The organism is Shewanella sp. AS1, assembly GCF_021412565.1.
Taxonomy (GTDB): domain Bacteria; phylum Pseudomonadota; class Gammaproteobacteria; order Enterobacterales; family Shewanellaceae; genus Shewanella.
On sequence record NZ_JAKCLJ010000016.1, the window covers coordinates 38,406 to 61,218 of the forward strand.

The window sequence follows — 22,813 nt, forward strand, 5'->3', positions numbered from 1 at the left end:
TCGAAAATGTTTAAGGTTTTCTGTTTTTTTCTCTTATTTTGCATCCCGTGTTGTGTGTCGGCAGTGCCGACGGATGAGATCACCCATATGCTTGCCCGCCAGGAAGCGGCCTGGAATACGGGTGACATAGATACCTATATGCAAGGTTATTGGCGCAGCGAAAAACTGCGTATCGCATCGGGCAAGAAATTTCGCTATGGCTGGCAAGAAACCCTAGATGCCTTTAAGAAGTATTATTCAACCCGGGCGCTGATGGGGAAGTTGCAACTGACGCAAGTGGAGATCAAGGTTTTCAATAACTCTGCTGCTATGGTGGTGGGGCGCTGGCAATTGATCCGCGCTAAAGATAAGCCTGAGGGGCTGTTTACCCTACTGCTGGAGAAGATAGATGATAGATGGGTGATCACTCATGATCATACCTCAGAGTAGTATTTTAATTCTGCGTTAGTTTAAAGCTCTGTCTGCCTAAATTTCTGCCTTTGCCATCGTAGCGTACCTCAGTAAATTCGCAGTTTCTCTGGTTGTCGAACAGGACTATCGAGGTGGAGCGGGTGCCATATTCTGGATGTTTGATGTAGATAGAAGAGAGCTGGCGCTCCCACTCCAGACTGATGCCAGTTTGCGGCAGGGCACTGTCATCGGCTTGAGTATCATCTGTCATTATTGTCAGCAGGGCGTTGATATCGGGTGGAGTCTCCTTAGATAAGAGTGCCTCTAAGGCTTGGGTGCCTTTGGCCATCTTGGGCCAGATATCGTCCAGTGCGCCGTTGCTGATGGCGTGAAATCCCGGCGTTAATCGGGTGCAATCTCCCGAGAGACTGTGATAGCAATACAGTCCATCATCCAGACTAAACAGCAGGTTAAAAGGGTTATAACTATGTCTATGCTGCGCCAACCAGTCGGGTGTCAGCTCCTCTCGTAAGGCCTTAATGACCAGCTCGCCGCGGCTGAGTTTGTCGTTTTGCTGTAACTGAGGTGCGCGAATATTGGTCAGCGCCGCCAACTTGCCACTGCGATTGATGCCCAGCCAGGTGCCGCCGGCCTGGAGATCTTTTCCCGCCAATATCTGATCATCCGGTGGCCAGAAATGGGCCGGTTCGGTGGGGCGAATATGAAACTCGTCGCGGTTGGCGCAGACGATCAATGGATAATCCGGATGTACCTCTAGGGCGACAAATAAGATACACATAGGCCTGACATGGTTGGGCGGCTCATGGTGTTAACTTAGCCTTGTTGTAGGTTAAACGCCAGTGAATCTAACAAGGCAATCATTCATGATGATGGCGCTTCGGAGTTGCATCTTGTTGATGGTTATGTGGGTGATCATGTTTGTGGGCCTTGCTCCACAGCGTGATACGCGACATAAATTTTCGCGGTCCCAGGCGTAGCAGACTGGCGCCAAACAGAAACGTGATAATAGCCAGACACAATAGATTGAGGTTTGATGGCAGATGCAGCAATCCTTGCCAGCTCGGCGCCAGGTATTGGGTGATAAACAGGCAGAGCAGTAAGCTGCTGACTAACAGAAAACGCTTTGACCAGTTCATCAGTTTAAGCTGTGAGAGATTAAATACAGGCGCCGCCAATAGTGTGATCACCACTGCCGCCATGCTCCAACCGCTGTAGGCTAGAGTGAGCGCCAGCACCGCGCCGCCCAGATGGCAAAATCCCATGGGAAGAAACAGCAGCAGGAGTACAGCGACCTGAACCCAAGGTTGCTCTAAGGGAACTGAAGGATGGCCAATGAGGTTGGCCAGAATCAGGCTGAGAACAATCCAGGGTGCGCTGCGATCCACTGTATCTGCCATGCCAAAACGCCAGGCTGATTGCGGCAGGTCGCTCTGGGGCTCGGCTGGTTCGACTCTGAGCTGGGTTAATAAGGTTCCAACTAGGAGTAAACCGATAATCTGGATCAGCGCCAGGGTCGGTCCCAGCAGCAGAAGTGTGATAATTAATGCCTCAGGGCCAGCCAGTCGCTGCAACCAGCGAAGGGGCAATTTAGTGTGCTGCGCAGACAGGCCAAAATGATAGCGCAAGGTCGCGAGAAGGTAAGCCAATAACAGCACTGGCGCCAGCGTCAGCAACCAGTCCATTAGCTGCTCTGTGGTGTGGGTGTGCTCATGGTGATCATGCCCGCCCGAGTCCATCATCAGCAGAATAAAGAGTAACAGTATCCCCAGGATACTGCCTATGCCGGCCTGGTATTCATATTTACCCTGTTTATCGCTGATATGGTGGCCATGGGGTTGATGCAACACCACGTGCAAGATGGAGCCTGTCACGAAGGCCTGCAGATAGACAGTGTTATCCAGGCTCAGGTGAGTGAGCAGTTGCTCGCCCGCGAAATAGCCAAGGCTAGTGAGCAGCATCATGCTCACTAAAACCGCCATCGCCCAGCGATTGCCGACTTGGGGCTTGAGTAGCCACCAGATAGCCAGACCAACCGGGAGGCGATGCAGTATCACGCCCAGTGCCAGCAATGCCGAATTACCATCTTGCTGGGCCAGCACCATGGCGCCGCCATCTGTGATGGTATGCAGCAGCAGACCAGCTAGGCCTAAGGTCAGGGTGAGGTTATGGGTCACCTCTGAATAACGATGAAATAGGCGTTCACTCAGGGTTGGCCCCCATAAGCCTATGATAACGAACAGGATCGCCAATAGACCACCATGCTCTAGGAGCTCAGGCAGAATATGGATTAGCACTAAGCCGCCGAGGGAGACAAAAATGAATCCATCTAAGCCTTTTTGCAGGCCAGTTCCCGTGGTAAAAAAACGGTAAAACAGCGGACCTAGCAGGAGTGCAATACAACTGGCGATGAGATAGTACATATCAGAGTTTAAAAGGGAACTGGAAAGCCAAGCAGTATAACAGTGTTATCGTCTGCAATCGAATACTTATGATAGTCGCCTGCTTGGATTTATTGCCATTATCGAGGAAGAACAGGGCGTTTTTACTCGCCTTTTCCTGGCTAAAAATAACGGCAACTTAGCCATTGGAACTAGATCTCGTCGATGGCAGAAATTTAGTTGTTTTAGCTACAGATTAATGATGAAACTTCGTTATACAATATGGGGCAATCTTTAATGGGGTCAATCTAGAAGTACGATAAGTTATGGATATCTTTTCAGCAGCGGTAATGTTGTTCTTAATTATGGACCCGTTAGGGAATCTGCCTATCTTCGCCTCTATCCTCAGGCATATAGAACCGAAAAAAAGGCGTATCGTATTGATAAGAGAGCTGATTTTTTCGCTTATCATCATGTTGCTCTTCCTGTTTGCCGGCGAGGCGATTCTTAATTTCCTCAACCTGAGATCTGAGTCTGTGAGTATTGCGGGTGGGATCATCTTATTTTTGATCGCCCTGCGGATGATATTCCCTCAGCCTGGTGGCGTGGTTGGTCTGGCCGCGGGCGAAGAACCTTTTATTGTGCCTATGGCGATCCCTCTGATGGCCGGGCCGTCAATTCTCGCCGCCCTAATCCTGCTGGCTCACACAGATTCTAGCCGCATGACGGACTGGACAATCGCCTTGCTTGCTGCCTGGGGGGCGAGTGCCGTCATTTTACTCTTCTACAAGTTGTTTACTAAGCTGTTGGGCGAGAAAGGTTTAACCGCAGTCGAGCGTCTGATGGGGATGGTGCTGGTGATGATTTCTGTACAGATGTTTCTCGACGGTATTGCCAATTACATGACCTATACAGGTAATTAATCACATTCTTGTCCTTAATTATTCGACTCGATGGAGTAAAATTAGATATAAGAGTATTGCGTCATCTCAATCACCCAGTTTCGCAAGGACAAAGTAGAATGATGAAACCATATTGGGCAGGGATATTAACGGCTTTAGCTTTTCTGTTGTCATGTGGGAGCCCAGATCTCAGTGCGGCGCCCAGGCCTGAAAATCTTTCGGGGCCGTCTGCAGACATAGGTTTGGTGAATAAGACGCAGATCCTCTACTGGCTGACGAAGCGGGGTGAGCTCTCCCCTGATGCCAGCGAAGCGCAGAAACAAGAGGCATTTGAGCTGTATATCAGTAAGGCGAGTCATTTCAGGGATGACGCCATGGTGATCGAGTCTAAACTGAAACGGCAAAATGCAGTGACAAGCAGCTCAAAAGAGAGCTCAAGATTACAAAAAGTGGGTGCTATGGTGACAGTGCTCTCCGACAGAGAGGTGAGCAAAACAGTTAAAGTGCTGGGGGTGTTAATCGACTTTCCTGATCTGCTTCATAACGATAACCGCCTTAGCTCCAGTGATACACCTATGTATTACCCTAGTTATCCGCTCTCTCACTATTATAATCTGATGTTTTCCTCCAGCGGATTTACCGGCCCCTTCGGTGAAAATCTGCTCTCTGCTTACCAATATTACCAGGCCGAATCCGGTGGCTCCTTCTTCTACGAAGGTGACGTTAAGGGGTGGTATACCGCCAGCAATAATGCCGCCTATTATGGGGCTAACAATCCTAGCAATAATAACGACGATGTTCGGGTGCCTGAGCTGGTTCAGGAAGCTGTCACCTTTGCTCTTTATGGCATGAGTCAGTCTGAACTGGACAGTTACGATATTGAAGACCCTTACGATCTCGATGGCGATGGCAATTATGATGAAGCCGACGGCATCATAGATCATGTGACCATATTTCACTCCAGCATAGGTGAGGAGTCTGGCGGCGGGGTATTGGGCGATAATGCTATCTGGTCGCACCGCTATTATGTTTATGGCAGTAATGATATTGGTGAGACTATCCCAGGCACCAACAAGAAGGTCTTTGGTTACACCATTCAACCCATAGATGCCGCCGCGGGTGTAGTGGCACACGAGTTTGGCCACGACTTAGGTCTGCCGGATGAATATGATACCAGCGGCCTTGGTGATGGCTCTCCCGTAGGCATGTGGTCGATCATGGCCAGCGGCAGTTGGGCGGGGGATATTCCAGGGGCGCACCCTGTGGGTTTTAGCCCCTATGCTCGCTCCTATCTGCAAGAGAACTATAAAGGGAAATGGCTCAATGAGACCAAGATTAGCCTGAATGCGATTCCCGTCGGTGGCCAGGAGGTGAATCTGGTCGAGGCGGTGAATCACAATCAGGTCAATCAGTTGTCGATACCCCTGCCGCCGGAAGCGATTTTGTTTCGCGCCCCCTATTCGGGTCAGTACCAATACTATTCCGGTCAAGGTAACTTAATTAATCAATCCGCCAGTTTCGATCTCAACCTGCCAGCCAGCGCAAGTCTCATTCTGTCGATGAAAGCGCACTGGAAGATAGAGCTGGATTATGACTATGTGCAGGTATTGATCGATGGTGTTCCCCTCGCCGGTAACCATACCAAGGCGGTCAATAGTATCAATTCGGCAGAGCACATCATTACTGGCCAGTCTGCCAATATCGCTGGCGCCGAGGGCAGTAATGCCTGGGTGGATCTGACCTTCGATTTGACGGCCTATGCCGGTGGCAATCACCAAATCAGCTTCATCTATAAGACAGATGAATTTGTCGGTGACTATGGCTTTGTGATGGATGACATACGTCTGCTCGAGAATGGTCAACAAGTCTATTTTGATGGCGCAGAAACTGCCGGAGTGATGACACTCGATGGCTTCACCCGCATAGATAATTACCGTCAGGGCGGTGATCGCCGCTATGTGGTGCAACTGCGCAGTTACAATGGTGTTGATGTCGGGTTGCAGAGCTTCCCTTATGAACCCGGTGTTTTGCTCTGGTTCGAGAATAAAGAGGAGGTCGATAATGGTTCCAGCGGGCATCCTGGCGAAGGTTTGATCGGTGTGGTGGATGCCGATCAGGTGTTAATTAGCAGCTGGGATACAGAGGGGCAGATCCGCGATGCAACCTTCAGTCTATACAACCAGTCGGCCTTCTTCGGTGATAATCACCTCAATGCCAATAACCTGTTTGATGATAGCCTGGATTACAGTGCGCCACTGAAACCTCAGGCAGGGATAAAGTTGCCTGCGCTGGGCTTGACTATGGAAGTGGTGACTCAGGCCACAGACTCCACCCAAGCATTGGTGCGTTTTGAATACACAGGCGATGAGATTGAGTTACCTGCCAGTGAACTCTTGATCAGTATTGCCACTACCAATGACAACGGCAGTGTCAGCTTTACCGCCAATGTCAGCGGCGGCGATGGCAATTACACCTATCAGTGGGATTTTGGTGTGGCGGGTGCAAGCTCAACACTGGCCTCGCCCACGCACACTTATAGTGAAGCCGGCCAGTATCTGGTGACACTGACTGTGACCGATGGCAGCGGAAATACTCAAGATACAGTGGTAACCATACTGGTTGAACTGCCACCTGTGGCCGCTTTCAGTTTTGTTGCTAATCAACTTCAGGTCAGCTTCAGCGATGCGACGACTCTAGGAGTGGGAGCGCTCAGTTATCAATGGGATTTTGGTGACGGCAGCAATAGCGTTTTTTCCTCTCCGAGCCACACCTACGATACAGCAGGCACTTATACTGTGGTGCTGAACGTGACCGACAGCAATGGCAATACTTCGAGCGCGACTCAGGAAGTGACAGTGTCTTCGGCTGCAAGCCAGTCATCCGGCGGTTCGGGTGGCGGTGGCAGCTTAGGTGGAGTATCACTTATTCTATTGATGGTGCTTGCTTGTTTCAGGCGCTTAGCTGGTCAAGGCTAAGCTGTTTCGAGCTTAGCTATTTAGAAGCTTAACTTTTTCGAAATCAGATAAGTAAACCGCAGATAACAAAACGCCTCACAGATGAGGCGTTTTGTTATTTGAGCTGCTCTTGAGTAATGCGCCGCTGCGAGGCTGGGAGAAAGATCTCGCTGACGCTGAGCTGTTTGCTATTGTGGCTAAAGTATCTGCGTCGCCCCCATAGAGCCTGACTTGCATCTTGATCCTGAGCATTTATCAGCTCAGCTAGCGCGCCATCAGGGTAAAATTGACTGATCTCAATTTCCCCAGGGGTAAAATTTCCTTCGCTAAATAACAGCTCTCCCAGCGGGCGGGTGCCCAGTTCAAGAAAGCGCTGGTGTTGATTTTCGATGATCTCGCTTGGTACTAAGGTGCGGGCGAATACCCAAGGTGTACCATCGAGGCAGAGTAATACTTCCCGCACCCATACTGTCTCCTGGGTGGTAAACTCGCCAACAAAAGGGGGAAGGTGAGCTTCTCCCAGAACGATGACGCTAAACTGATCACAGTGAGATTTGAGCTTTTGAGTTAGACTGCCCGTGTCAAGCAACCAATCCTTAAGGGCGAGAGGTGGAGATTGGGTAAGGTGTTCGGGGGAATACCATGTTATGGCTTGGCCATAGGGGAAGCTTAACCTAGTCACACTCATTCATTTCTCGGTACAATATTGACTCCCGACGCAGTTTATCATGGTCAGTAGAAGATGTCGGTATAATCTGGCTGCAATAAGCCGACATAAACTGTGGCTGCCATAAAGAGCGACCGCTGGATAATTAACAAAGTGTAGAATGGCTTAGCTGGAATCGTTCGAGTCTGGGTAAGAATAACGGAGCATGTCTTAATATGAAAAAATTTGTCCTCTTGCTGCTGATGCTCTCGGGGTTGGTGAGCCTCAATGCACTCGCTAACGATAAGAAAGGGATCGACTATGCCTACTATGGTTTTGAGCCAGATATAGTGACCAATTACCTCTCCAATCGTAAGAAATTAGGTTTTATTAAGATCAGCGTTGAACTGATGGTGAAAGAGCCCAAAGATCTGATAGTGTTAGAGCGTCATGATCCGCTGTTACGCTCAGCTATTATCGAAATTTTAGGTTCTCAGCCGGAAGAGAAGGTTAAGTCGCTGACAGGCAAAGAGGAGATCCGCCGCGAGTGTTATGAGACGATCAATCGCCTTATTCAGCAAGAGGTAGGGCGTCCATTAGTGGTGAACCTACTCTTTACCAAGTATCTGTATGATTAATTTTTATTCGCTAAGAGTGATGCCCGCGCTCGGTAAGACAGTTAACTATGGCTTCTAAGTTATGGGCCTCTAAGTTATGACCGCTTCTTCCCATCGCCCAGCGGCGAAAAACAAGGCCGTGAAACCTCGCACTGTTAAAGCCAGAGCGCCTAAAGCCGGTGCGCCTAAAGCCGGTGCGGCGACCCGTCGTGCCAAGGGGCTGCATCCGCGTAATCTGCATAATCAGGGCTATGATTTTCATGCCCTGAAAAAGGCGACCCCAGAGCTGGCTGACTTTGTGCGCCCCAATCCCTACGGTAACGACAGCATAGATTTTAGCGATCCCCAGGCGGTAAAGTGTCTTAATTTGGCCTTACTGCGGCTGCATTATGGTCTGAATTATTGGGATATTCCTAAAGGGTTTCTCTGCCCGCCCATACCAGGACGGGTGGATTATCTACACTATCTGGCGGATCTGCTCGCCAGCGATAGACCAAAAGGAAAAGGCAAACCGCCCAAGGGAGCAAAAATCTCGGGTCTGGATATAGGGACGGGCGCTAACGGCATCTATCCTATTCTGGGGAGCCAGAGCTACGGCTGGCGCTTTGTGGGTAGCGATATTAATCGCCTCGCCCTAGATAATCTACAGGAGATCATCGCCAATAATCCTGGGCTGCAGGGCAAGCTTGAGCTACGCCACCAGGCCGATCCTAAGCAGATTTTTGCTGGCATTTTGACGCCGGATGACAGGTTCGATTTCACCCTGTGTAATCCTCCGTTTCATGCCTCTCAAGCTGAGGCCGAGAGTGGCAGCCAGCGTAAACTGAAGAATCTGGCGGTGAACAGACAGGCTAAAGGTCATCATAAACAGGGTGTTAAGGGCGATAAACTTAACTTTGGCGGCCAGCAGCCCGAGCTCTGGTGTGAGGGTGGCGAGCAGCGATTCTTGCTGGATATGATTGCCGAAAGTGCGTTATACGCCAGTCAGGTATGCTGGTTTACCAGTCTGGTGTCGAAAAAAGAGAATCTCAAGCCCTGCAATCAGGCGCTCAACCGAGCAGGTGCCCAAGAGGTAAAAGTTCTGGAGATGAACCAGGGTAATAAGCTCACACGGGTGCTAGCCTGGAGTTTCTTGAGTCAGGCTCAACGTCAGCTGTGGCAGCAGTACCGACCTTAGAGAGTAAACTTAGTGGCCAGAGCTAGTATTTCCAAAAATTAGGGTGGAAGAGCACTGCCACGGTCAGGATCTCCAATCGCCCGAGCAGCATGCCGATAGACAGAGACCACTTGGCCACATCGGGCAGGCTGGCAAAATTCCCCGCAGGGCCTATCACAGGTCCCAGTCCCGGCCCCACATTAGTGACGGCCGTGATTGCGCCACTTAGGCTGGTTGTAGGGTCCAGTCCGCACATCACCAAGATCACAGATAAGATCACTATCACCAGCATAAACAGCAGGATAAAGGCGATTAGCGAGCGGATAATATCCTCGGTGATCGCTCGGCCGTTATAGCGCTCCTTAAAGATACCATTGGGGTGAAACTGCTGTTTCAACTGCTCGCGCATGATGGCGATGGCTATCTGAAAACGGAAAATCTTAATCCCGCCCGAGGTCGAGCCCGAACAGCTTCCTGCAAACATCAGGAAGAGAAAGGCCACATTGGCTAGTGCGCCCCAAGAGGTATAGTCGGTGAGGCCATAGCCTGTGGTTGTCACCACAGAAACCACGTTAAAACTGGCGAGTCGCAGGGCATCGGCCAGTGCCATCCCCTGATCATGCCATAACCAGAATGCCAAACTGCCCGAAATAGTGATTAGAAAAATCAGATAGCCTTTGACCTGGGCATCATCCCAGATTTTCACCGAGCGCTGCGTCAGGGTGTGAACGAACATCAAGAGCGGCAGGCCGCCGGCGGCCATAAACAGGGTGCCGACCCAGTGGGCGCCATTGGAGAAGGCCGCCATGGATCGATCTGAGGTGGAGTAACCACCGGTGGAGAGTGTGGTCATCGAATGGTTGATGGCTTGAAACCAGTTCATGCCTGCCGCATGGTAAGCCAGTCCGCAGGCGACAGTAAGACCTATGTAGACCAGAAACAGCTGTTTGGCCATATCCTGAGTGCGGGGCACGGCTTTGTCACTCCAATCCGATGATTCGGTTCGAAACAGGCGCATACCACCGACGTTGAGGAAGGGTAGAATCGCCACCGCCATCACGATAAAGCCGATTCCGCCGAGCCATTGCAGCAAAGAGCGCCAGATCAAGATGCTGTGATCCATGGTATCTAAGCCGGAGAGCACAGTGGAGCCTGTGGTGGTGATACCCGACATGGTCTCAAAAAAAGCATCGGTATAGTTGATACCGTGGTAGAGGGTAAAAGGCATAGCGGCGAACAGGCTAACAATAAACCAGGTCAGGCTGGTGAGCAGGAACATGTCACGTATGTTGAGGCGCAGGCGGTCGCTGTGTCCCTGATGCATACAGGCGCTGGCGCAGGTGCCAGTCGCTAATGATGCAATCATAAATGCGCCCACTGTCTCTTCGCCATAGATCAAGGCAAACAGCAGTGGGATAAACATAAAGGCGGTCAGTGTCGACAGGAACACGCCTAAGATAAAAAGTAATGGTCGTATGTTTAGCATTGCAGCCGCCGGACCAGGTTCAGTGGTTAGAAGAAGAAGGCGCTGGGTTGGAACAGCTTTTCAACTTCGCCGACAAATTTCTTGTTCACTAAGAATAAGATAACGTGATCTCCCTGTTCAATAACCGTTTTGTCATGGGCCATTAAGACCTGTTCGTCGCGCACTATTGCCCCTATGGTTGTGCCTGGCGGCAGTTTAATGTCGCCTATCTGTTTGCCCACTACTCTGGAGGTGTTGGCATCGCCGTGGGCAATCGCTTCAATCGCCTCGGCCGCGCCGCGTCTTAATGAGTAGACGTTACAGATATCCCCTTGACGAATATGGGTCAACAGGGCGGAGATGGTGGCTTGCTGGGGCGAGATGGCGATATCGATATTGGCTTCCTGAACGATATCCACATAGGCTTCACGCTGGATCAGCACCATCACCTTCTTGGCACCCATACGCTTAGCCAGCAGGGCCGCCATGATGTTGGCCTCATCATCGTTGGTGACAGCAATAAACACGTCTGTCTGGTCGATATGCTCTTCGAGCAGCAACTCCTGATCCGACGCATCGCCACAGAAGACTGTGGTGTTGTCCAGTTGTTCTGACAGGGCCTCGGCGCGATCTTGTCTGTGCTCGATCAGTTTAACCGCATGATTACGTTGTAGCTGTTTGGCCAAGCCTAAGCCGATATTGCCGCCACCGGCGATCATTATGTTGCGATAGCTGTTGTCTAGCTTCTGCATCTCGCTCATTACCGCTCGCACATGGCGGCTGTCGGCCACGAAAAACACCTCATCATCGGCCTCGATAATTGTGGTGCCTCTGGGCATGATGGGCTTGCCTTGGCGGAAGATGGCCGCTACCCGGGTATCGATATTGGGCATATGCTCACGCAGGGCTGCCAAGGCGTTACCCACGAGGGGGCCGCCATAGTAAGCGCGCACCGCCACCAGACTGAGTCTGCCATCGGCAAATTCGAGCACCTGCAATGCCCCAGGATACTCCACCAGACGGCGGATATAAGAGGTGACTAGCTGCTCTGGTGCGATCAATTCATCTATGATAAAACCGCCGCGGGTACGGTTGTCGCTGTTTTTGGTTTCACTGTCGATAAAGAGTTCGTTGCGGCGGGAGAGGTATTGCTCCGAGCGGATACGAGCGATCTTGGTCGGGGTGCCAAACAGGGTGTAGGCCATCTGGCAGGCGGCCATGTTGCACTCGTCACTGTTGGTCACGGCAATTAACATATCGGCATCTTCGGCGCCGGCATCTTTGAGTACGCCGGGGTGAGCACCATGGCCAAGCACAACACGAAGATCGTACTTGTCCTGCAAGGAGCGCAGCCTATCCCTGTCGTTATCCACGATAGTGATATCGTTGTTTTCACCAACCAGGTTTTCGGCCAATGTGCCGCCCACCTGGCCTGCACCTAATATGATAATTTTCATCTATTACCTTATCCCTTAATCAGGCGAGCATAATAAAACCCGTCCATATTGTCCTGCCCTGGCGTAATTTGCCAGCCAATTTCATCGCCCTGGGGTTGCTGGGCAATGGGGACGAGTGTCGCATCCGGGGTTCTCGCCAAAAACGCACTGACTTGCTGGGCATTTTCCTGGGGTAAAATGGAGCAAGTTGCATATAGCAGTGTGCCACCAGGTTTTAGCCACTGCCAGCAATGATCTAAAATTTGTGCCTGTAATTTTGCTAACTCTTCAATGTCGGCCGATTTACGTAACCATTTGATATCTGGGTGACGACGTATCACCCCTGTGGCGGAGCAGGGCGCATCGAGCAGGATACGATCGAACTTATCCCCTTGCCACCAGGCGTCAATATTGGCGGCATCGCCGTGAATGACTTGGGCGGTTAAGCCTAAACGATCCAGATTTTGCTGCACTCGCGCTAGGCGCTTGGCGTCGAAATCGACGGCCACCAGATCTATGCTTGCTTCACTTTCCAGCAGATGACAGGTCTTGCCACCGGGCGCAGCGCAGGCATCGAGGATCAACTCCTTGGGCTCGGGGGCTAAGAGGGTCGCCGCCCACTGGGCCGCACCATCTTGCACAGAGGCGGCGCCTTCACTGAATCTGGGCAGCAGAGTCACATCGGTTGCCTTATCCAGCAGGATGGCATTGTCGCTGTTACCTTTTGATGCGCCGATTTCCAGCTGTGCTAGCTCGGCGAGATAGGTATCCCGTGATTGGCGCAGGGCATTGTTTCTCAGCCACATGGGCGGGCGCTGATGGCTCTCTTCTATTATGTTTTCCCAGCTATCTGGATAGGCTTCTTGCAAGCGTTTGATTAACCAGGCTGGTGTATTGAAAGCCAGGGTATCGTTTTCTGTCGGTAGAGGTTTGTCATTGCGCTGCAGGTTTCGAAGTACGCCGTTGACCACCTTGACCAGACCCTCAAACTTGAGCTGACGACAGGCCTCGGCGGTTTCAGAGATAGCCGCGTGAGCCGGAATGCGGGTGAAATAAAGTTGATAGCAGCCGATCAGCAGCAGCTGGTGGACTATGCGCTGCTTGCCTTTCATCGGTTTGTTCATGCAGTCGCTGACCAGCTTGTCCAGCTGGGGCAAATGACGCATCACACCGTAGCAGAGCTCCGCAAGTAGGGCTTTATCTTTACCACTGCTGAGTTTTTGTTGCTGTTCGGGTAGGGCGACTGAGAGTGAGACTCCCTTCTCCAATACCTGAAACACGGCTTTGGCGGCTAAGGCGCGTAGATTCATTGGCCGCTTGCCTCTGTGTTATCCGTCGCAGCGGGTATCGCCAGCTGAGTGCCAACGGCGAACCAATCGGCGCGGGAGTTGAGAATATCGGCCACCGCCATCGCCTTCTTGCCCGGCAGCTGCATCATCTGCAGGCTGAGCACGCCGTCAGTCGTGGCAATATCTATGCCCTGTTTATCTGCCGATACTATAGTACCGGGCGCTTGCTTGGCTTGAGTGCTCTTTACGCTCGCCTGCCAGACCTTGATGCTAGCATCCATGTGGGAAAAGTGGCTCACGGGCCAGGGATTAAAGGCGCGGATCTCACGCCATAACTGCTCGGCGGGTTTGTTCCAGTCCAGCAGCGCCTCCTCTTTACTGAGCTTTTCGGCGTAGTTGGCCAGAGATTCATCCTGCTTCTCGGCGCTGAGAGTGCCCTGTGATATGCCTGTCAAAGCCTCTATTAAGGCTTCTGGCCCTTGTTGCGCCAGTTTTTCATACAGGGTGGCCGAGGTATCTGTATCTTGGATTGGCAGCTCAGTCTTAAGCAGCATATCGCCTGTATCCAGGCCGATATCCATCTGCATTATGGTGACGCCTGTTACCTTGTCGCCGGCCCAGAGCGCCCTTTGGATCGGCGCGGCGCCGCGCCAGCGCGGCAGAATCGAGCCATGAACATTGATGCAGCCCAGTCTTGGGGTGTCGAGTACCACTTTAGGTAAGATAAGGCCGTAGGCGACCACCACCATAATATCGGCGTTGAGGGCGGCAAGCTCTGCCTGGGCTTCTTCATTTCGCAGACTGACAGGCTGGTAGACGGGAATGTCATGTTCCAGCGCCACTGCTTTTACCGGGCTGGCCTGAAGCTTCTTGCCGCGACCGGCGGGTCTGTCGGGCTGAGAGTAGACGCCGATAACCTTGTGCTCTGATCCGATAAGCGCTTGCAGATGACGTGCGGCAAAATCCGGGGTACCCGCAAAAACAATCTTGAGTGGTTTCAAATGGAACTTATCCTTGTTTAGCTTCGAGACGGGCGTTCTTTTCCAGCTTCTGTTTGATGCGCTGACGTTTGAGTGGCGACAGATAGTCGACAAACAACTTGCCATTTAGGTGGTCGAGTTCATGTTGCAGACAGATGGCAAACAGCCCATCAGCCTCTAATGTGAACTCGTTGCCGTGACTATCCAGCGCCTTAATAGTGACAAACTCGGCACGATCCACCTTGGCGTAGATGCCTGGCACAGACAAACAGCCTTCTTCGTTACAAAATTGACCGCTCTTTTCGATGATCTCCAGGTTGATAAAGACCTTAGGGCGCTCAATTTCATCCTGTAGGTCCATGACGATTAATTGATGGTGGTAATCGACCTGAGTTGCAGCCAGGCCTATGCCTTTCTCTTCGTACATGGTTTCGAACATGTCATCAATTTGAGTTTGTAGCTCGGAATCGAATTTTGTTACCGGTTTCGCAATTGTGCGCAAACGTTCGTCAGGAAAGCGTAAAACTTTTAATAAACTCATACATAAACTCTTAACAAGTCTGTCAAATTTGGGCCAGTTGGTTATACTGACCTAGGCTAATAGATTAATTTTAATCCTTAGTGGCACTCAATAACAGTAAAAGCTCGATTTAAAGGGCAAACAGCATGGATACCCCCATGAAACGATTAATTTTCCTTGCGTTAACGATTTTAAGTTGTTCTTTGGTACAGGCGGATACTCTGACATTGAAGTCTGGGCATCCCGATTCATACGTAGTCAAAAAGGGCGATACCCTCTGGGATATCTCGGCCCATTTTCTTAAAGATCCCTGGCGCTGGCCTAAGCTTTGGGGCGCAAATCCTCAGATAGCCAACCCACACCTTATCTACCCTGGTGACAGGCTGACTCTGGTATTTATCGATGGTGAGCCAAGATTAGTGGTGAAACCTCATATTCGTAAGAGTCCAGAAGGGCGGACGCAATCTAAAGACGGGGCAATTCCAGCAATCGACCTCTCTCTGATTGAACCTTATTTGGTCAATAACCGTGTGGTTGATGGCGAGTGGTTTGAAGAGCAACCTATGGTGATGGGGGGCGAGAGCGAGTCCAAGCACCATGTGATGGACGATATCATCTATGTACAGGCCGAGCTTCCCGAAGGGCAAAAGCTGGGAGTCTATGCTCCGGGTCGTCAGTTTACCGATGAAGAGTCAGGGGATGATCTGGGTAAAGAGGTGATCCTAACCGCTAGCGGCCGGGTGATCGAGTCTGGCCCAATCTCTAAGGTGAAGTTGCTGAGTAATCTGCGTGAGACCAAGGCGGGTTATCGCGTGCTTCCTATCGAAGACGATTCGCTGATGTCGGCTTACTTTATGCCGACTGCGGCCACCATTAACGCATCTGTGCTGGCGTCTGAACGTAAGACCCGGGAGATGGGTAAGTGGGATGTGGTATATATAGACAAAGGCAGTAACGACGGTGTCGAACCAGGACAGGTTTTCTCCATCTTCCGTGATGGTGTAGGCATAGTGATCAACGGTGAGGGGCAACCGGTTAAGCCGGAAGATCGCAGTACCTATGAAGATCTGCTATCGAAAATATCTTCCGATAACGAAGTGAAGATGCCCGATATTTACCGTGGTAAGTTAATGGTGTTTAAATCCTTTGAACGCGTCAGCATGGGGCTTATCTTAGTCAATGAGAAGCCGGTGCGCGTTAAAGATAAACTGGTGCAACCCGATACCTTGCTGCAGGGTGAATAAAAGCAATAAACAGGTGACTAGATCGAAACTAAACTGGTCGATTGGCTAGTTGTTTGTGCAGTATCCGGGTTAGGACCAGCCCGGATTAAACAATTGTTGAATTACATGGATGTAAGCGAACTCAGGCTGAGGTTATCGCATGAACCCCATGTTTTGCCTCTGCCGGAGAAATTCCTCAAAGCATCCTATCACATTGATGCCTCCAAGGTTGAGGCCGCTTTGGCCTGGCTAGACAGTGACGAGCATCATCATATCATTACCCAGAGCGATCCCTTTTATCCCTCGCTATTACTGGAAATTCCCGATCCACCCCCTCTGTTGTTTGTTAAAGGTGACTCGAGCGCGTTGCTTAAACCTAGCATCGCCATGGTGGGTAGCCGCGCTGCATCTCAAAGTGGCTTGGCGGTGGGGTATCAGTTATCTCAGGAACTTACACGCAGCGGTTTAGTGATTTGCAGCGGCATGGCTGCAGGCATAGATGGTGCCGCTCATCAGGGAGCCTTGGATGCTGGCGGCGAGACAGTGGCTGTGCTGGGCACAGGCATAGAGGAGGTTTACCCCAAAAGACATGCGGCTTTGTACCACAAAATACAAGAATCTGGCTGTGTTATCAGTGAATTTTGGCCTGATACTAAGGCGTTTGCCGGAAATTTTCCCAAGCGAAATCGCATCATCAGCGGCTTGTCACTTGGAGTGTTAGTGGTTGAAGCGACTCGAAAAAGTGGCTCGTTGATCACCGCCAGACTGGCATTAGAGCAGGGCCGGGAGGTGTTTGCCGTACCTGGAAATATACTTGCAGGCGACCATCAAGGCTGTCATGATCTACTGCGTAGCGGCGCAAAATTGGTAGAATCGGCGGTGGATGTCATCGAAGAACTTACCCCTTTATTGCAATTTCAGCTTGAAGAGTTGCAAAGCCGCCACCATATAAAAGATGAGTTAGCTTCAGATTTGCCATTTTCCTCACTGTTAGCTAGTGTAGGTTATGAGATCACTCCACTAGATGTAGTGGTTGAACATAGTGGAAAAACGATAGAGCTAGTACTAGAGCAACTGCTTGAACTTGAACTACAAGGTTGGGTTTCAGCTGTACCCGGTGGTTATGTAAGACTTAAGAGGAGCTAGCCATGTTCGATATCCTCATGTATCTATTTGAAAACTATGTCCATAGTGAAGTTGAGTTATTGGTCGATGAAGATGAGTTGACTCAAGAACTGACACGCGCGGGCTTTCATCCTTCTGCGATCCTAAAGGCGCTCTCTTGGCTTGAGCATCTGGCCTCTCTTCAAGAGAGTGATCAGCCCTACCTGCGCGCACACGCCCCTCAATCCTTCCGTATTTATACAGACAGTGAGATGGATAAACTCGATGTCGAGTGTCGCGGCTTTCTGCTGTTTTTAGAGCAGATCAAGGTATTGAGCGTCGAAACCCGTGAGATGGTGATCGATCGCGTGATGGAGCTCGATGAGCCCAGCCTGATTTTAGAAGATCTCAAATGGGTGATCTTGATGGTGCTGTTCAACTCACCCGGTAATGAATCGGCCTACGAGCAGATGGAAGATCTTATCTTCGAGCAACCCGATGGCGGTTTGCACTCTTAGGTTGAAGATTTTGCTGTTCAGATGACCAAATAAAGGAGGCGATTTGTCTCCTTTTTTGTGTCCGTTAGTGTGGGCAGATTCAATTTCCAACTACTGGGTAAGCTTGGTAAAATAGTGAAAGATTTTTGGGTGAGAAGATGATGGCTAAAAAAGATCAACTGTTTACTGTTCATGAGCATGCCTTAGAGAAAGAGTATGAACTCTGCCCTAAGTGTGGCTCTGAATTGTCGATAAAAAACAGTAAGCATGGTGGTTTTGTCGGTTGTAATAACTATCCGACCTGCGATTATACCCGGCCTCTGGTTCAGCATGAATCCATCGAAACCCAAGTGATAGAAGGCTCAAGTTGCCCCGAGTGTCAGGCGGAGCTGGCGGTAAAATCCGGGCGTTTTGGCCTGTTTATCGGTTGCACCCGCTACCCAGAATGTACTCATATCGAGAATCATCATCAGGATGAGTCGGCCCACGCCATCGGCTGCCCAAGTTGCCATAAAGGCACAATGGAGCACAGAACCAGTCGTTTTGGTAAGAGTTTTTACGCCTGCAGCGCTTACCCTAAATGTAAGTTTTTAGTGAATTATCCACCTGTCGCCGAAACCTGCCCCGAGTGCGGACTCGAGATGCTGGTGGAGCGCAAGGGGGCTGCCGGTATGCGCCTCGAGTGCCCGCAGAAGCAGTGTAAATATAAGCGCGCCTTATAAGTGCCTGCTGCCATTGTCAGCATTAGCTATCTCTGTATAATCACCAGCCATTGAAGTGATAATCTTTCTCATCAATCTGATATCAAGGTTAGAGTAAATGTTGCAAGTTGAGCCGAGTGCCGTTGTCGATCTTGTGTTACAAGGCGGCGTTATCGCCTATCCCACCGAAGCTGTGTATGGATTGGGCTGCGATCCCGATAATGAGGCCGCGATCGGTAAGTTATTGGAGCTGAAACAACGTCCTTGGCAGAAGGGGCTAATCCTAGTCGCCAGCGATTTTGCCCAGTTAACCGACTATGTCGACACAGACAAGCTAACACCCGAGCAGTTACAGAATGCCTTGGATAAATGGCCCGGGCCTTTTACCTTTATCATGCCGATCAAGGCGGAAATATCGCCCCTGTTATGCGGCCAATTTAACTCCCTTGCGGTGCGGGTCTCGAATCATCCTGGTGTGCAGGCGCTATGCAAGGCATTGGGTAAACCCATAGTCTCTACCAGTGCCAACCTGACAGGTGAGGAACCTGCCATGACGGCCGATGAGGTGCAGCGTCAGTTTGAAGGTAAGATTGCCGCCCTGGTTTCGGGCAGCCTGGGTGCCGAGCCTAAGCCATCGACCATTATTGATGCCATTAGCGGCAACATCTTACGATAACAGCAAAATCTATACTCAGAAGGAATCACAATGAGCAAGCCAAATGCCGCAGAGGTCAAAGCGTTTCTACTTGGATTACAACAGCAGATCTGCGCCTCTTTAGAGCGTCTCGATGGTAAGGCTAAATTTATCTCTGATTCCTGGGTACGCGAAGAGGGCGGCGGTGGTACCAGCCGTGTGCTGACTCAGGGGCAGGTGTTTGAGCAGGCAGGGGTAAATTTCTCCCATGTAACTGGCGCGGCCATGCCGGCCTCGGCAACCGCCCATCGACCAGAACTCGCCGGTCGCAGCTTTGAGGCCATGGGGGTCTCTTTGGTGATCCATCCCAACAACCCCTATATTCCAACTACCCACGCTAATGTGCGTTTCTTTATTGCCGAGAAAGAGGGCGCCGATCCTGTCTGGTGGTTTGGCGGCGGGTTCGACTTAACGCCTTATTATCCCTTCGAAGAGGATGTGGTGGCATGGCATCAGAGTGCTAAAGACTTGTGTGAGCCTTTTGGGAAAGAGGTTTATCCCAAATATAAGAAGTGGTGCGATGAATATTTCTTCCTGCCTCACCGTAATGAGACCCGGGGTGTGGGTGGGCTGTTTTTCGATGATCTCAATGAGCATGGCTTCGATAGCAGTTTTGCCTTTATGCGAGCTGTGGGTGAAGGTTTCGTGCCCGCCTATGCGCCCATAGTTGAGCGCCGTAAGGATACAAACTATGGTGAGCGTGAGCGTGATTTTCAGTTGTATCGTCGTGGTCGCTATGTGGAGTTTAACCTGGTCTATGATCGTGGCACCCTGTTTGGATTGCAGACCAGCGGTCGCACCGAGTCTATCTTAATGTCCATGCCACCTCTGGTGCGCTGGCAATATGCCTATACCCCAGAAGCGGGTACGCCAGAAGCCAAGCTGTACAGCGACTTCTTAACGCCTAGGGACTGGCTGGCTTGATCTGATATCGCATTGAAAAAGGGCTCATTGTCGTGCACAGTGAGCCCTTTTTGTTAGCAGTATTTTGTCGATTGCCGACTTTTCCCCAGAATTAGTACTAGCGGTTACGCATATGATCCGCCAGTGTGGCAACCGCCTGATAGATGGCATCTTTATGCTGGGGCTCTTTTATCTCTAGTTCGATGGCGGCCTTCATGCATTTTAGCCATTGATCCCGCATCTGCTCATCGATAGCAAAAGGCATGTGCCTAGCCCTGAGCGCAGGATGCCCATGACGCTGGTGGAACAGCTGAGGCCCACCGAGCCAGCCGCTTAAAAATTCAAATAGTTTTTGTTCTGACTCTTCAAGGGGCGCACTATGCAGCGCCAATAATTGGCTGACCTCGGGATCGGTTTGCATCTGAAGATAAAATTGTTTGGCCAGCGCGGCAATCACCGGTTCCCCACCAATTTTATCGTAAGCATTCGATTGCTGTGGATCGCGATCGCTGGCGGTTGTTGGCAGTAATTTTTTTAACCACTTCATGATATATCTGCATTTTGCTGGCGTTGATTATGGGGCACATTAGCCGATTGTGATTTTGGGATCAATCCACGCATCTTGTTCGTCTAATCGAAGCCAGCCTTGCTTCGCGATAAAAGCGCAGTAGACTAACAGCATGATCTGGAAAACATCGGCTTCTTATGACACCTACTTCACTCACCGATAGATATGCGGTCTTTGGCAACCCAATTGGCCACAGCAAATCCCCTTTTATTCACCAGGCATTCGCAAACGCCACGGGAGAGGTGCTCACCTACGAGGCGATTCTGGCACCGCTCGATGGTTTCGAGCAAAGTTTAAGGGATTTCTTTGCTCAGGGTGGTAAAGGCGCCAATGTTACCGTGCCTTTTAAAGAGGAGGCTTATCGTCTGTGTGATGAGCTAAGTGATGAGGCTAAACTTGCGGGCGCGGTAAATACCCTGATCTTGATGGCTGGTGGCAAGATACGCGGCGAGAATACCGATGGGCTAGGCTTGGTCGCCGATCTAAAGCGACATTTAGGGACATTAGTAGGGAAGCGAGTCTTACTTCTCGGCGCTGGCGGCGCAGCCCGTGGCTCGATTTTACCGCTTCTCAATAGCGGTATCGAATCCCTGACTCTCCATAATCGCACCCATGAGAAAGCCTTGGCATTGGTCGATATCTTTAGCGATTATGGAACTGTCGATGCGAAAAAGTCAGATGAACTTGATGATGCTTACGACATAGTGATTAACTCCACTTCATCGAGTCTGTCAGCCAAGGTGCCCGAGCTGCCTGTCACTATTATTGGCCCTGAAACCCTCTGCTATGACATGATGTATGTAAAAGGGCTCACCTCTTTTAATGCTTGGGCTCAGCAGGCGGGTGCTAAGCTTACCTTGGATGGGTTGGGTATGCTGGTCGGGCAGGCGGCTAAGAGTTTCGCATTATGGCGTGGCGTTGAACCCGATGTTGAAACTGTACTGAATGCCTTACGCAGTGATATGGCTGAGCAGGCTGGATAAGCAGGCCACAAGCAGCCTATCGAGTGGGAGAATAAGATGAACCAGGGTGTGATATTTACCGAAATGTTAGAGTGGGACGCCAATGTCAGTGCCATTCACTTTAGTGCGCAGCAGCAGGGTGTACTTATCGACTGTTACATCAATAAGCAGGTGCTGGAACATTTGATGGCGGAAAAGATCAATAGCGGTGAACAGGCGATGCAGATCTTCGAGCAGTTTAGATTCGATATTGAAGATCAGGCCGAGAAGTTGATCGAACAAGAGGCGTTCGATGTTCAAGGCCATATCTTGGTTGAGCGGATCGAATAGTTGAGCGGAGAGAACTTTAGCACAGGCTATCAGGTTGGTAGTCCCTGCAGTGCCTCTTCGATATATTCATTCTTCAGACGCACATAGTTGTCTGCCGACTGAGGTAAAAATTGCAGTTCGGCCTCGGTTAAGGGTCTGGCCATTTTCGCTGGACTGCCCACATAGAGGTGACCGCTTTCCAGAGTCTTTCCAGGTGGAACTAAAGTTCCGGCGCCGACAATCACATCATCTTCAACGATAGCGCCATCTAAGATAATGGCACCCATGCCGATCAACACCCGGTTACCAACACGACAACCATGTAGCATAGCCTTGTGGCCGATAGTCACATCGTCACCGATAATCAGAGGATGTCCATCGGGTCTGGAAGGAGATTTGCGAGTGACATGCAACACAGTGCCATCTTGCACATTAGAGCGTTTACCTATCTTAATGAAGTTTACATCCCCACGTGCAGCAACTAATGGCCACACACTGGCATCAGTGTCTAACTGTATGTCACCAACTAAAACACAGGCCTGGTCAATATAGACGCTGGCATCAAACTGAGGTTGAGTTCCTTTGTAGGAACGGATTGATTTTGTCACAGAATGTCCTTAAATACGGCAAAATAGCGAGAATACAGTGAGTATAATGTGTAAAAAGTGGCTCGTCAGGCTAAAAATCGCCCAAACAAGCTAAAAGAGACACTTTTGTGTGAAAAAGCCCTTGCGCAAACCAAATCACTCCCTATAATGCGCTCCCACTGACACGGCATACAGCTGTTATTTCAGCGAGATACCAGCAGTATTGATATGTCAGTAGGTAAAAAAAGTGACGAAGTCACAATTTACGAAGAGTAAATTAAAAACTTCAAAAAAACCACTTGACGACCTAAACGGGAAGTGTAGAATACGCAGCCCTAGCCTGCTGGAGTCCAGTATGAGGCGAACGTTCTTTAACAAGATGAAACAAGAAATCTGTGTGGACACTCACAGGTGTTGAGAAATCGAAAACGATTTAAATCTCAATGCAATGATGAGAGTCCATAGCAATATGTACAAACATCCTTAGATTCTTCCGAGTCTAAGTGATGAA

At 50.5% G+C, this 22,813-nt stretch carries 23 protein-coding genes; 13 read left to right on the plus strand and 10 right to left on the minus strand.

What is annotated here, in order from left to right; genetic code table 11:
• Positions 1 to 6: 6 nt before the first annotated feature.
• Entirely contained in the window at positions 7 to 429 is a 423-nt protein-coding gene (locus LZP69_RS15390) for a YybH family protein (RefSeq protein WP_234201604.1), read from the plus strand.
• 4 nt (positions 430 to 433) lie between these two features.
• On the opposite strand, the gene LZP69_RS15395 is transcribed toward LZP69_RS15390, so the two are convergent.
• Both LZP69_RS15395 and LZP69_RS15400 read right to left on the minus strand, forming a co-directional pair.
• Complete coding sequence (locus tag LZP69_RS15395) at positions 434 to 1,189, minus strand: NRDE family protein (RefSeq protein WP_234201605.1); 756 nt, start codon at positions 1,187 to 1,189, stop codon at positions 434 to 436.
• 79 nt (positions 1,190 to 1,268) lie between these two features.
• The gene (locus LZP69_RS15400) at positions 1,269 to 2,831 is read right to left on the minus strand and encodes a metal transporter (protein ID WP_234201606.1); all 1,563 of its coding nucleotides are present in this window, start codon (positions 2,829 to 2,831) and stop codon (positions 1,269 to 1,271) included.
• A gap of 284 nt (positions 2,832 to 3,115) precedes the next feature.
• Here LZP69_RS15400 and LZP69_RS15405 point away from each other — a divergent pair, with 284 nt between their 5' ends.
• Together LZP69_RS15405 and LZP69_RS15410 are read left to right on the plus strand one after the other, a co-directional pair.
• On the plus strand, positions 3,116 to 3,712 hold the full coding sequence (locus LZP69_RS15405; RefSeq protein WP_234201607.1) for a YhgN family NAAT transporter: 597 nt from the start codon (positions 3,116 to 3,118) through the stop codon (positions 3,710 to 3,712).
• Between the two features lie 224 nt (positions 3,713 to 3,936).
• Positions 3,937 to 6,666, plus strand: a complete 2,730-nt coding sequence (locus LZP69_RS15410; RefSeq protein ID WP_234201608.1) for an immune inhibitor A domain-containing protein — start codon at positions 3,937 to 3,939, stop codon at positions 6,664 to 6,666.
• Between the two features lie 94 nt (positions 6,667 to 6,760).
• Here LZP69_RS15410 and LZP69_RS15415 read toward each other — a convergent pair whose 3' ends face one another.
• On the minus strand, positions 6,761 to 7,333 hold the full coding sequence (locus LZP69_RS15415) for a chorismate--pyruvate lyase family protein (protein ID WP_234201609.1): 573 nt from the start codon (positions 7,331 to 7,333) through the stop codon (positions 6,761 to 6,763).
• A gap of 194 nt (positions 7,334 to 7,527) precedes the next feature.
• Between LZP69_RS15415 and LZP69_RS15420 the strand changes: the two genes are divergently transcribed.
• A complete protein-coding gene (locus LZP69_RS15420) occupies positions 7,528 to 7,929 on the plus strand; it encodes a flagellar basal body-associated protein FliL (protein WP_234201610.1) in 402 nt (133 codons plus the stop codon).
• A gap of 76 nt (positions 7,930 to 8,005) precedes the next feature.
• The gene (gene rlmF, locus LZP69_RS15425; protein WP_234201611.1) at positions 8,006 to 9,085 is read left to right on the plus strand and encodes a 23S rRNA (adenine(1618)-N(6))-methyltransferase RlmF; all 1,080 of its coding nucleotides are present in this window, start codon (positions 8,006 to 8,008) and stop codon (positions 9,083 to 9,085) included.
• Between the two features lie 22 nt (positions 9,086 to 9,107).
• Here the strand turns inward: rlmF and LZP69_RS15430 are convergent, their stop codons facing one another.
• The 5 genes from LZP69_RS15430 to def are packed head-to-tail and all read right to left on the minus strand — an operon-like array spanning position 9,108 to position 14,775.
• A complete protein-coding gene (locus LZP69_RS15430) occupies positions 9,108 to 10,550 on the minus strand; it encodes a TrkH family potassium uptake protein (protein WP_234201612.1) in 1,443 nt (480 codons plus the stop codon).
• A gap of 26 nt (positions 10,551 to 10,576) precedes the next feature.
• Positions 10,577 to 11,986: a Trk system potassium transporter TrkA gene (gene trkA, locus LZP69_RS15435; protein WP_234201613.1), complete on the minus strand. Its 1,410-nt coding sequence runs from the start codon at positions 11,984 to 11,986 to the stop codon at positions 10,577 to 10,579.
• Between the two features lie 8 nt (positions 11,987 to 11,994).
• Positions 11,995 to 13,275 (minus strand): 16S rRNA (cytosine(967)-C(5))-methyltransferase RsmB, encoded by a 1,281-nt coding sequence (gene rsmB, locus LZP69_RS15440; protein ID WP_234201614.1) that lies wholly within the window; start codon positions 13,273 to 13,275, stop codon positions 11,995 to 11,997.
• Positions 13,272 to 14,255, minus strand: a complete 984-nt coding sequence (gene fmt / locus LZP69_RS15445) for a methionyl-tRNA formyltransferase (protein ID WP_234201615.1) — start codon at positions 14,253 to 14,255, stop codon at positions 13,272 to 13,274. Before fmt ends, rsmB begins: the two co-directional genes overlap by 4 nt.
• 7 nt (positions 14,256 to 14,262) lie before the next feature.
• Complete coding sequence (gene def, locus LZP69_RS15450; RefSeq protein WP_234201616.1) at positions 14,263 to 14,775, minus strand: peptide deformylase; 513 nt, start codon at positions 14,773 to 14,775, stop codon at positions 14,263 to 14,265.
• A gap of 125 nt (positions 14,776 to 14,900) precedes the next feature.
• Between def and LZP69_RS15455 the strand changes: the two genes are divergently transcribed.
• The 6 genes from LZP69_RS15455 to hemF all read left to right on the plus strand — a co-directional run bounded on the left by LZP69_RS15455 (position 14,901) and on the right by hemF (position 19,897).
• Positions 14,901 to 15,998, plus strand: coding sequence for a LysM peptidoglycan-binding domain-containing protein (locus LZP69_RS15455; RefSeq protein ID WP_234201617.1), 1,098 nt, complete (start codon positions 14,901 to 14,903; stop codon positions 15,996 to 15,998).
• 105 nt (positions 15,999 to 16,103) lie between these two features.
• Entirely contained in the window at positions 16,104 to 17,123 is a 1,020-nt protein-coding gene (dprA, locus tag LZP69_RS15460; RefSeq protein WP_234201618.1) for a DNA-processing protein DprA, read from the plus strand.
• 2 nt (positions 17,124 to 17,125) lie between these two features.
• Entirely contained in the window at positions 17,126 to 17,599 is a 474-nt protein-coding gene (locus tag LZP69_RS15465) for a DUF494 family protein (protein ID WP_234201619.1), read from the plus strand.
• 140 nt (positions 17,600 to 17,739) lie between these two features.
• On the plus strand, positions 17,740 to 18,300 hold the full coding sequence (locus LZP69_RS15470) for a DNA topoisomerase family protein (RefSeq protein ID WP_234201628.1): 561 nt from the start codon (positions 17,740 to 17,742) through the stop codon (positions 18,298 to 18,300).
• 97 nt (positions 18,301 to 18,397) lie between these two features.
• Positions 18,398 to 18,955: an L-threonylcarbamoyladenylate synthase gene (locus LZP69_RS15475; protein WP_234201620.1), complete on the plus strand. Its 558-nt coding sequence runs from the start codon at positions 18,398 to 18,400 to the stop codon at positions 18,953 to 18,955.
• 30 nt (positions 18,956 to 18,985) lie between these two features.
• Entirely contained in the window at positions 18,986 to 19,897 is a 912-nt protein-coding gene (gene hemF, locus LZP69_RS15480) for an oxygen-dependent coproporphyrinogen oxidase (RefSeq protein WP_234201621.1), read from the plus strand.
• 97 nt (positions 19,898 to 19,994) lie between these two features.
• On the opposite strand, the gene LZP69_RS15485 is transcribed toward hemF, so the two are convergent.
• Entirely contained in the window at positions 19,995 to 20,423 is a 429-nt protein-coding gene (locus LZP69_RS15485; RefSeq protein WP_234201622.1) for a group II truncated hemoglobin, read from the minus strand.
• 158 nt (positions 20,424 to 20,581) lie between these two features.
• Between LZP69_RS15485 and aroE the strand changes: the two genes are divergently transcribed.
• Entirely contained in the window at positions 20,582 to 21,427 is an 846-nt protein-coding gene (aroE, locus tag LZP69_RS15490) for a shikimate dehydrogenase (protein WP_234201623.1), read from the plus strand.
• Between the two features lie 36 nt (positions 21,428 to 21,463).
• The gene (locus LZP69_RS15495; RefSeq protein ID WP_234201624.1) at positions 21,464 to 21,736 is read left to right on the plus strand and encodes a DUF1488 domain-containing protein; all 273 of its coding nucleotides are present in this window, start codon (positions 21,464 to 21,466) and stop codon (positions 21,734 to 21,736) included.
• A 29-nt stretch (positions 21,737 to 21,765) separates the two neighbouring features.
• Here LZP69_RS15495 and LZP69_RS15500 read toward each other — a convergent pair whose 3' ends face one another.
• On the minus strand, positions 21,766 to 22,323 hold the full coding sequence (locus LZP69_RS15500) for a gamma carbonic anhydrase family protein (RefSeq protein WP_234201625.1): 558 nt from the start codon (positions 22,321 to 22,323) through the stop codon (positions 21,766 to 21,768).
• Positions 22,324 to 22,813: the final 490 nt, after the last annotated feature.

What these genes read in the sequence shown, in the direction of transcription:
- LZP69_RS15485 (WP_234201622.1), bottom strand. Translation starts at nt 20,423, where the DNA reads ATGAAGTGGTTAAAAAAATTACTGCCAACAACCGCCAGCGATCGCGAT.
- LZP69_RS15475 (WP_234201620.1), top strand. Translation starts at nt 18,398, where the DNA reads ATGTTGCAAGTTGAGCCGAGTGCCGTTGTCGATCTTGTGTTACAAGGC.
- LZP69_RS15420 (WP_234201610.1), top strand. Translation starts at nt 7,528, where the DNA reads ATGAAAAAATTTGTCCTCTTGCTGCTGATGCTCTCGGGGTTGGTGAGC.
- LZP69_RS15415 (WP_234201609.1), bottom strand. Translation starts at nt 7,333, where the DNA reads ATGAGTGTGACTAGGTTAAGCTTCCCCTATGGCCAAGCCATAACATGG.
- rlmF (WP_234201611.1), top strand. Translation starts at nt 8,006, where the DNA reads ATGACCGCTTCTTCCCATCGCCCAGCGGCGAAAAACAAGGCCGTGAAA.
- LZP69_RS15395 (WP_234201605.1), bottom strand. Translation starts at nt 1,189, where the DNA reads ATGTGTATCTTATTTGTCGCCCTAGAGGTACATCCGGATTATCCATTG.
- LZP69_RS15390 (WP_234201604.1), top strand. Translation starts at nt 7, where the DNA reads ATGTTTAAGGTTTTCTGTTTTTTTCTCTTATTTTGCATCCCGTGTTGT.
- aroE (WP_234201623.1), top strand. Translation starts at nt 20,582, where the DNA reads ATGACACCTACTTCACTCACCGATAGATATGCGGTCTTTGGCAACCCA.
- hemF (WP_234201621.1), top strand. Translation starts at nt 18,986, where the DNA reads ATGAGCAAGCCAAATGCCGCAGAGGTCAAAGCGTTTCTACTTGGATTA.
- trkA (WP_234201613.1), bottom strand. Translation starts at nt 11,986, where the DNA reads ATGAAAATTATCATATTAGGTGCAGGCCAGGTGGGCGGCACATTGGCC.
- LZP69_RS15495 (WP_234201624.1), top strand. Translation starts at nt 21,464, where the DNA reads ATGAACCAGGGTGTGATATTTACCGAAATGTTAGAGTGGGACGCCAAT.
- rsmB (WP_234201614.1), bottom strand. Translation starts at nt 13,275, where the DNA reads ATGAATCTACGCGCCTTAGCCGCCAAAGCCGTGTTTCAGGTATTGGAG.
- dprA (WP_234201618.1), top strand. Translation starts at nt 16,104, where the DNA reads ATGGATGTAAGCGAACTCAGGCTGAGGTTATCGCATGAACCCCATGTT.
- LZP69_RS15405 (WP_234201607.1), top strand. Translation starts at nt 3,116, where the DNA reads ATGGATATCTTTTCAGCAGCGGTAATGTTGTTCTTAATTATGGACCCG.
- LZP69_RS15430 (WP_234201612.1), bottom strand. Translation starts at nt 10,550, where the DNA reads ATGCTAAACATACGACCATTACTTTTTATCTTAGGCGTGTTCCTGTCG.
- LZP69_RS15400 (WP_234201606.1), bottom strand. Translation starts at nt 2,831, where the DNA reads ATGTACTATCTCATCGCCAGTTGTATTGCACTCCTGCTAGGTCCGCTG.
- LZP69_RS15470 (WP_234201628.1), top strand. Translation starts at nt 17,740, where the DNA reads ATGGCTAAAAAAGATCAACTGTTTACTGTTCATGAGCATGCCTTAGAG.
- LZP69_RS15455 (WP_234201617.1), top strand. Translation starts at nt 14,901, where the DNA reads ATGGATACCCCCATGAAACGATTAATTTTCCTTGCGTTAACGATTTTA.
- LZP69_RS15465 (WP_234201619.1), top strand. Translation starts at nt 17,126, where the DNA reads ATGTTCGATATCCTCATGTATCTATTTGAAAACTATGTCCATAGTGAA.
- def (WP_234201616.1), bottom strand. Translation starts at nt 14,775, where the DNA reads ATGAGTTTATTAAAAGTTTTACGCTTTCCTGACGAACGTTTGCGCACA.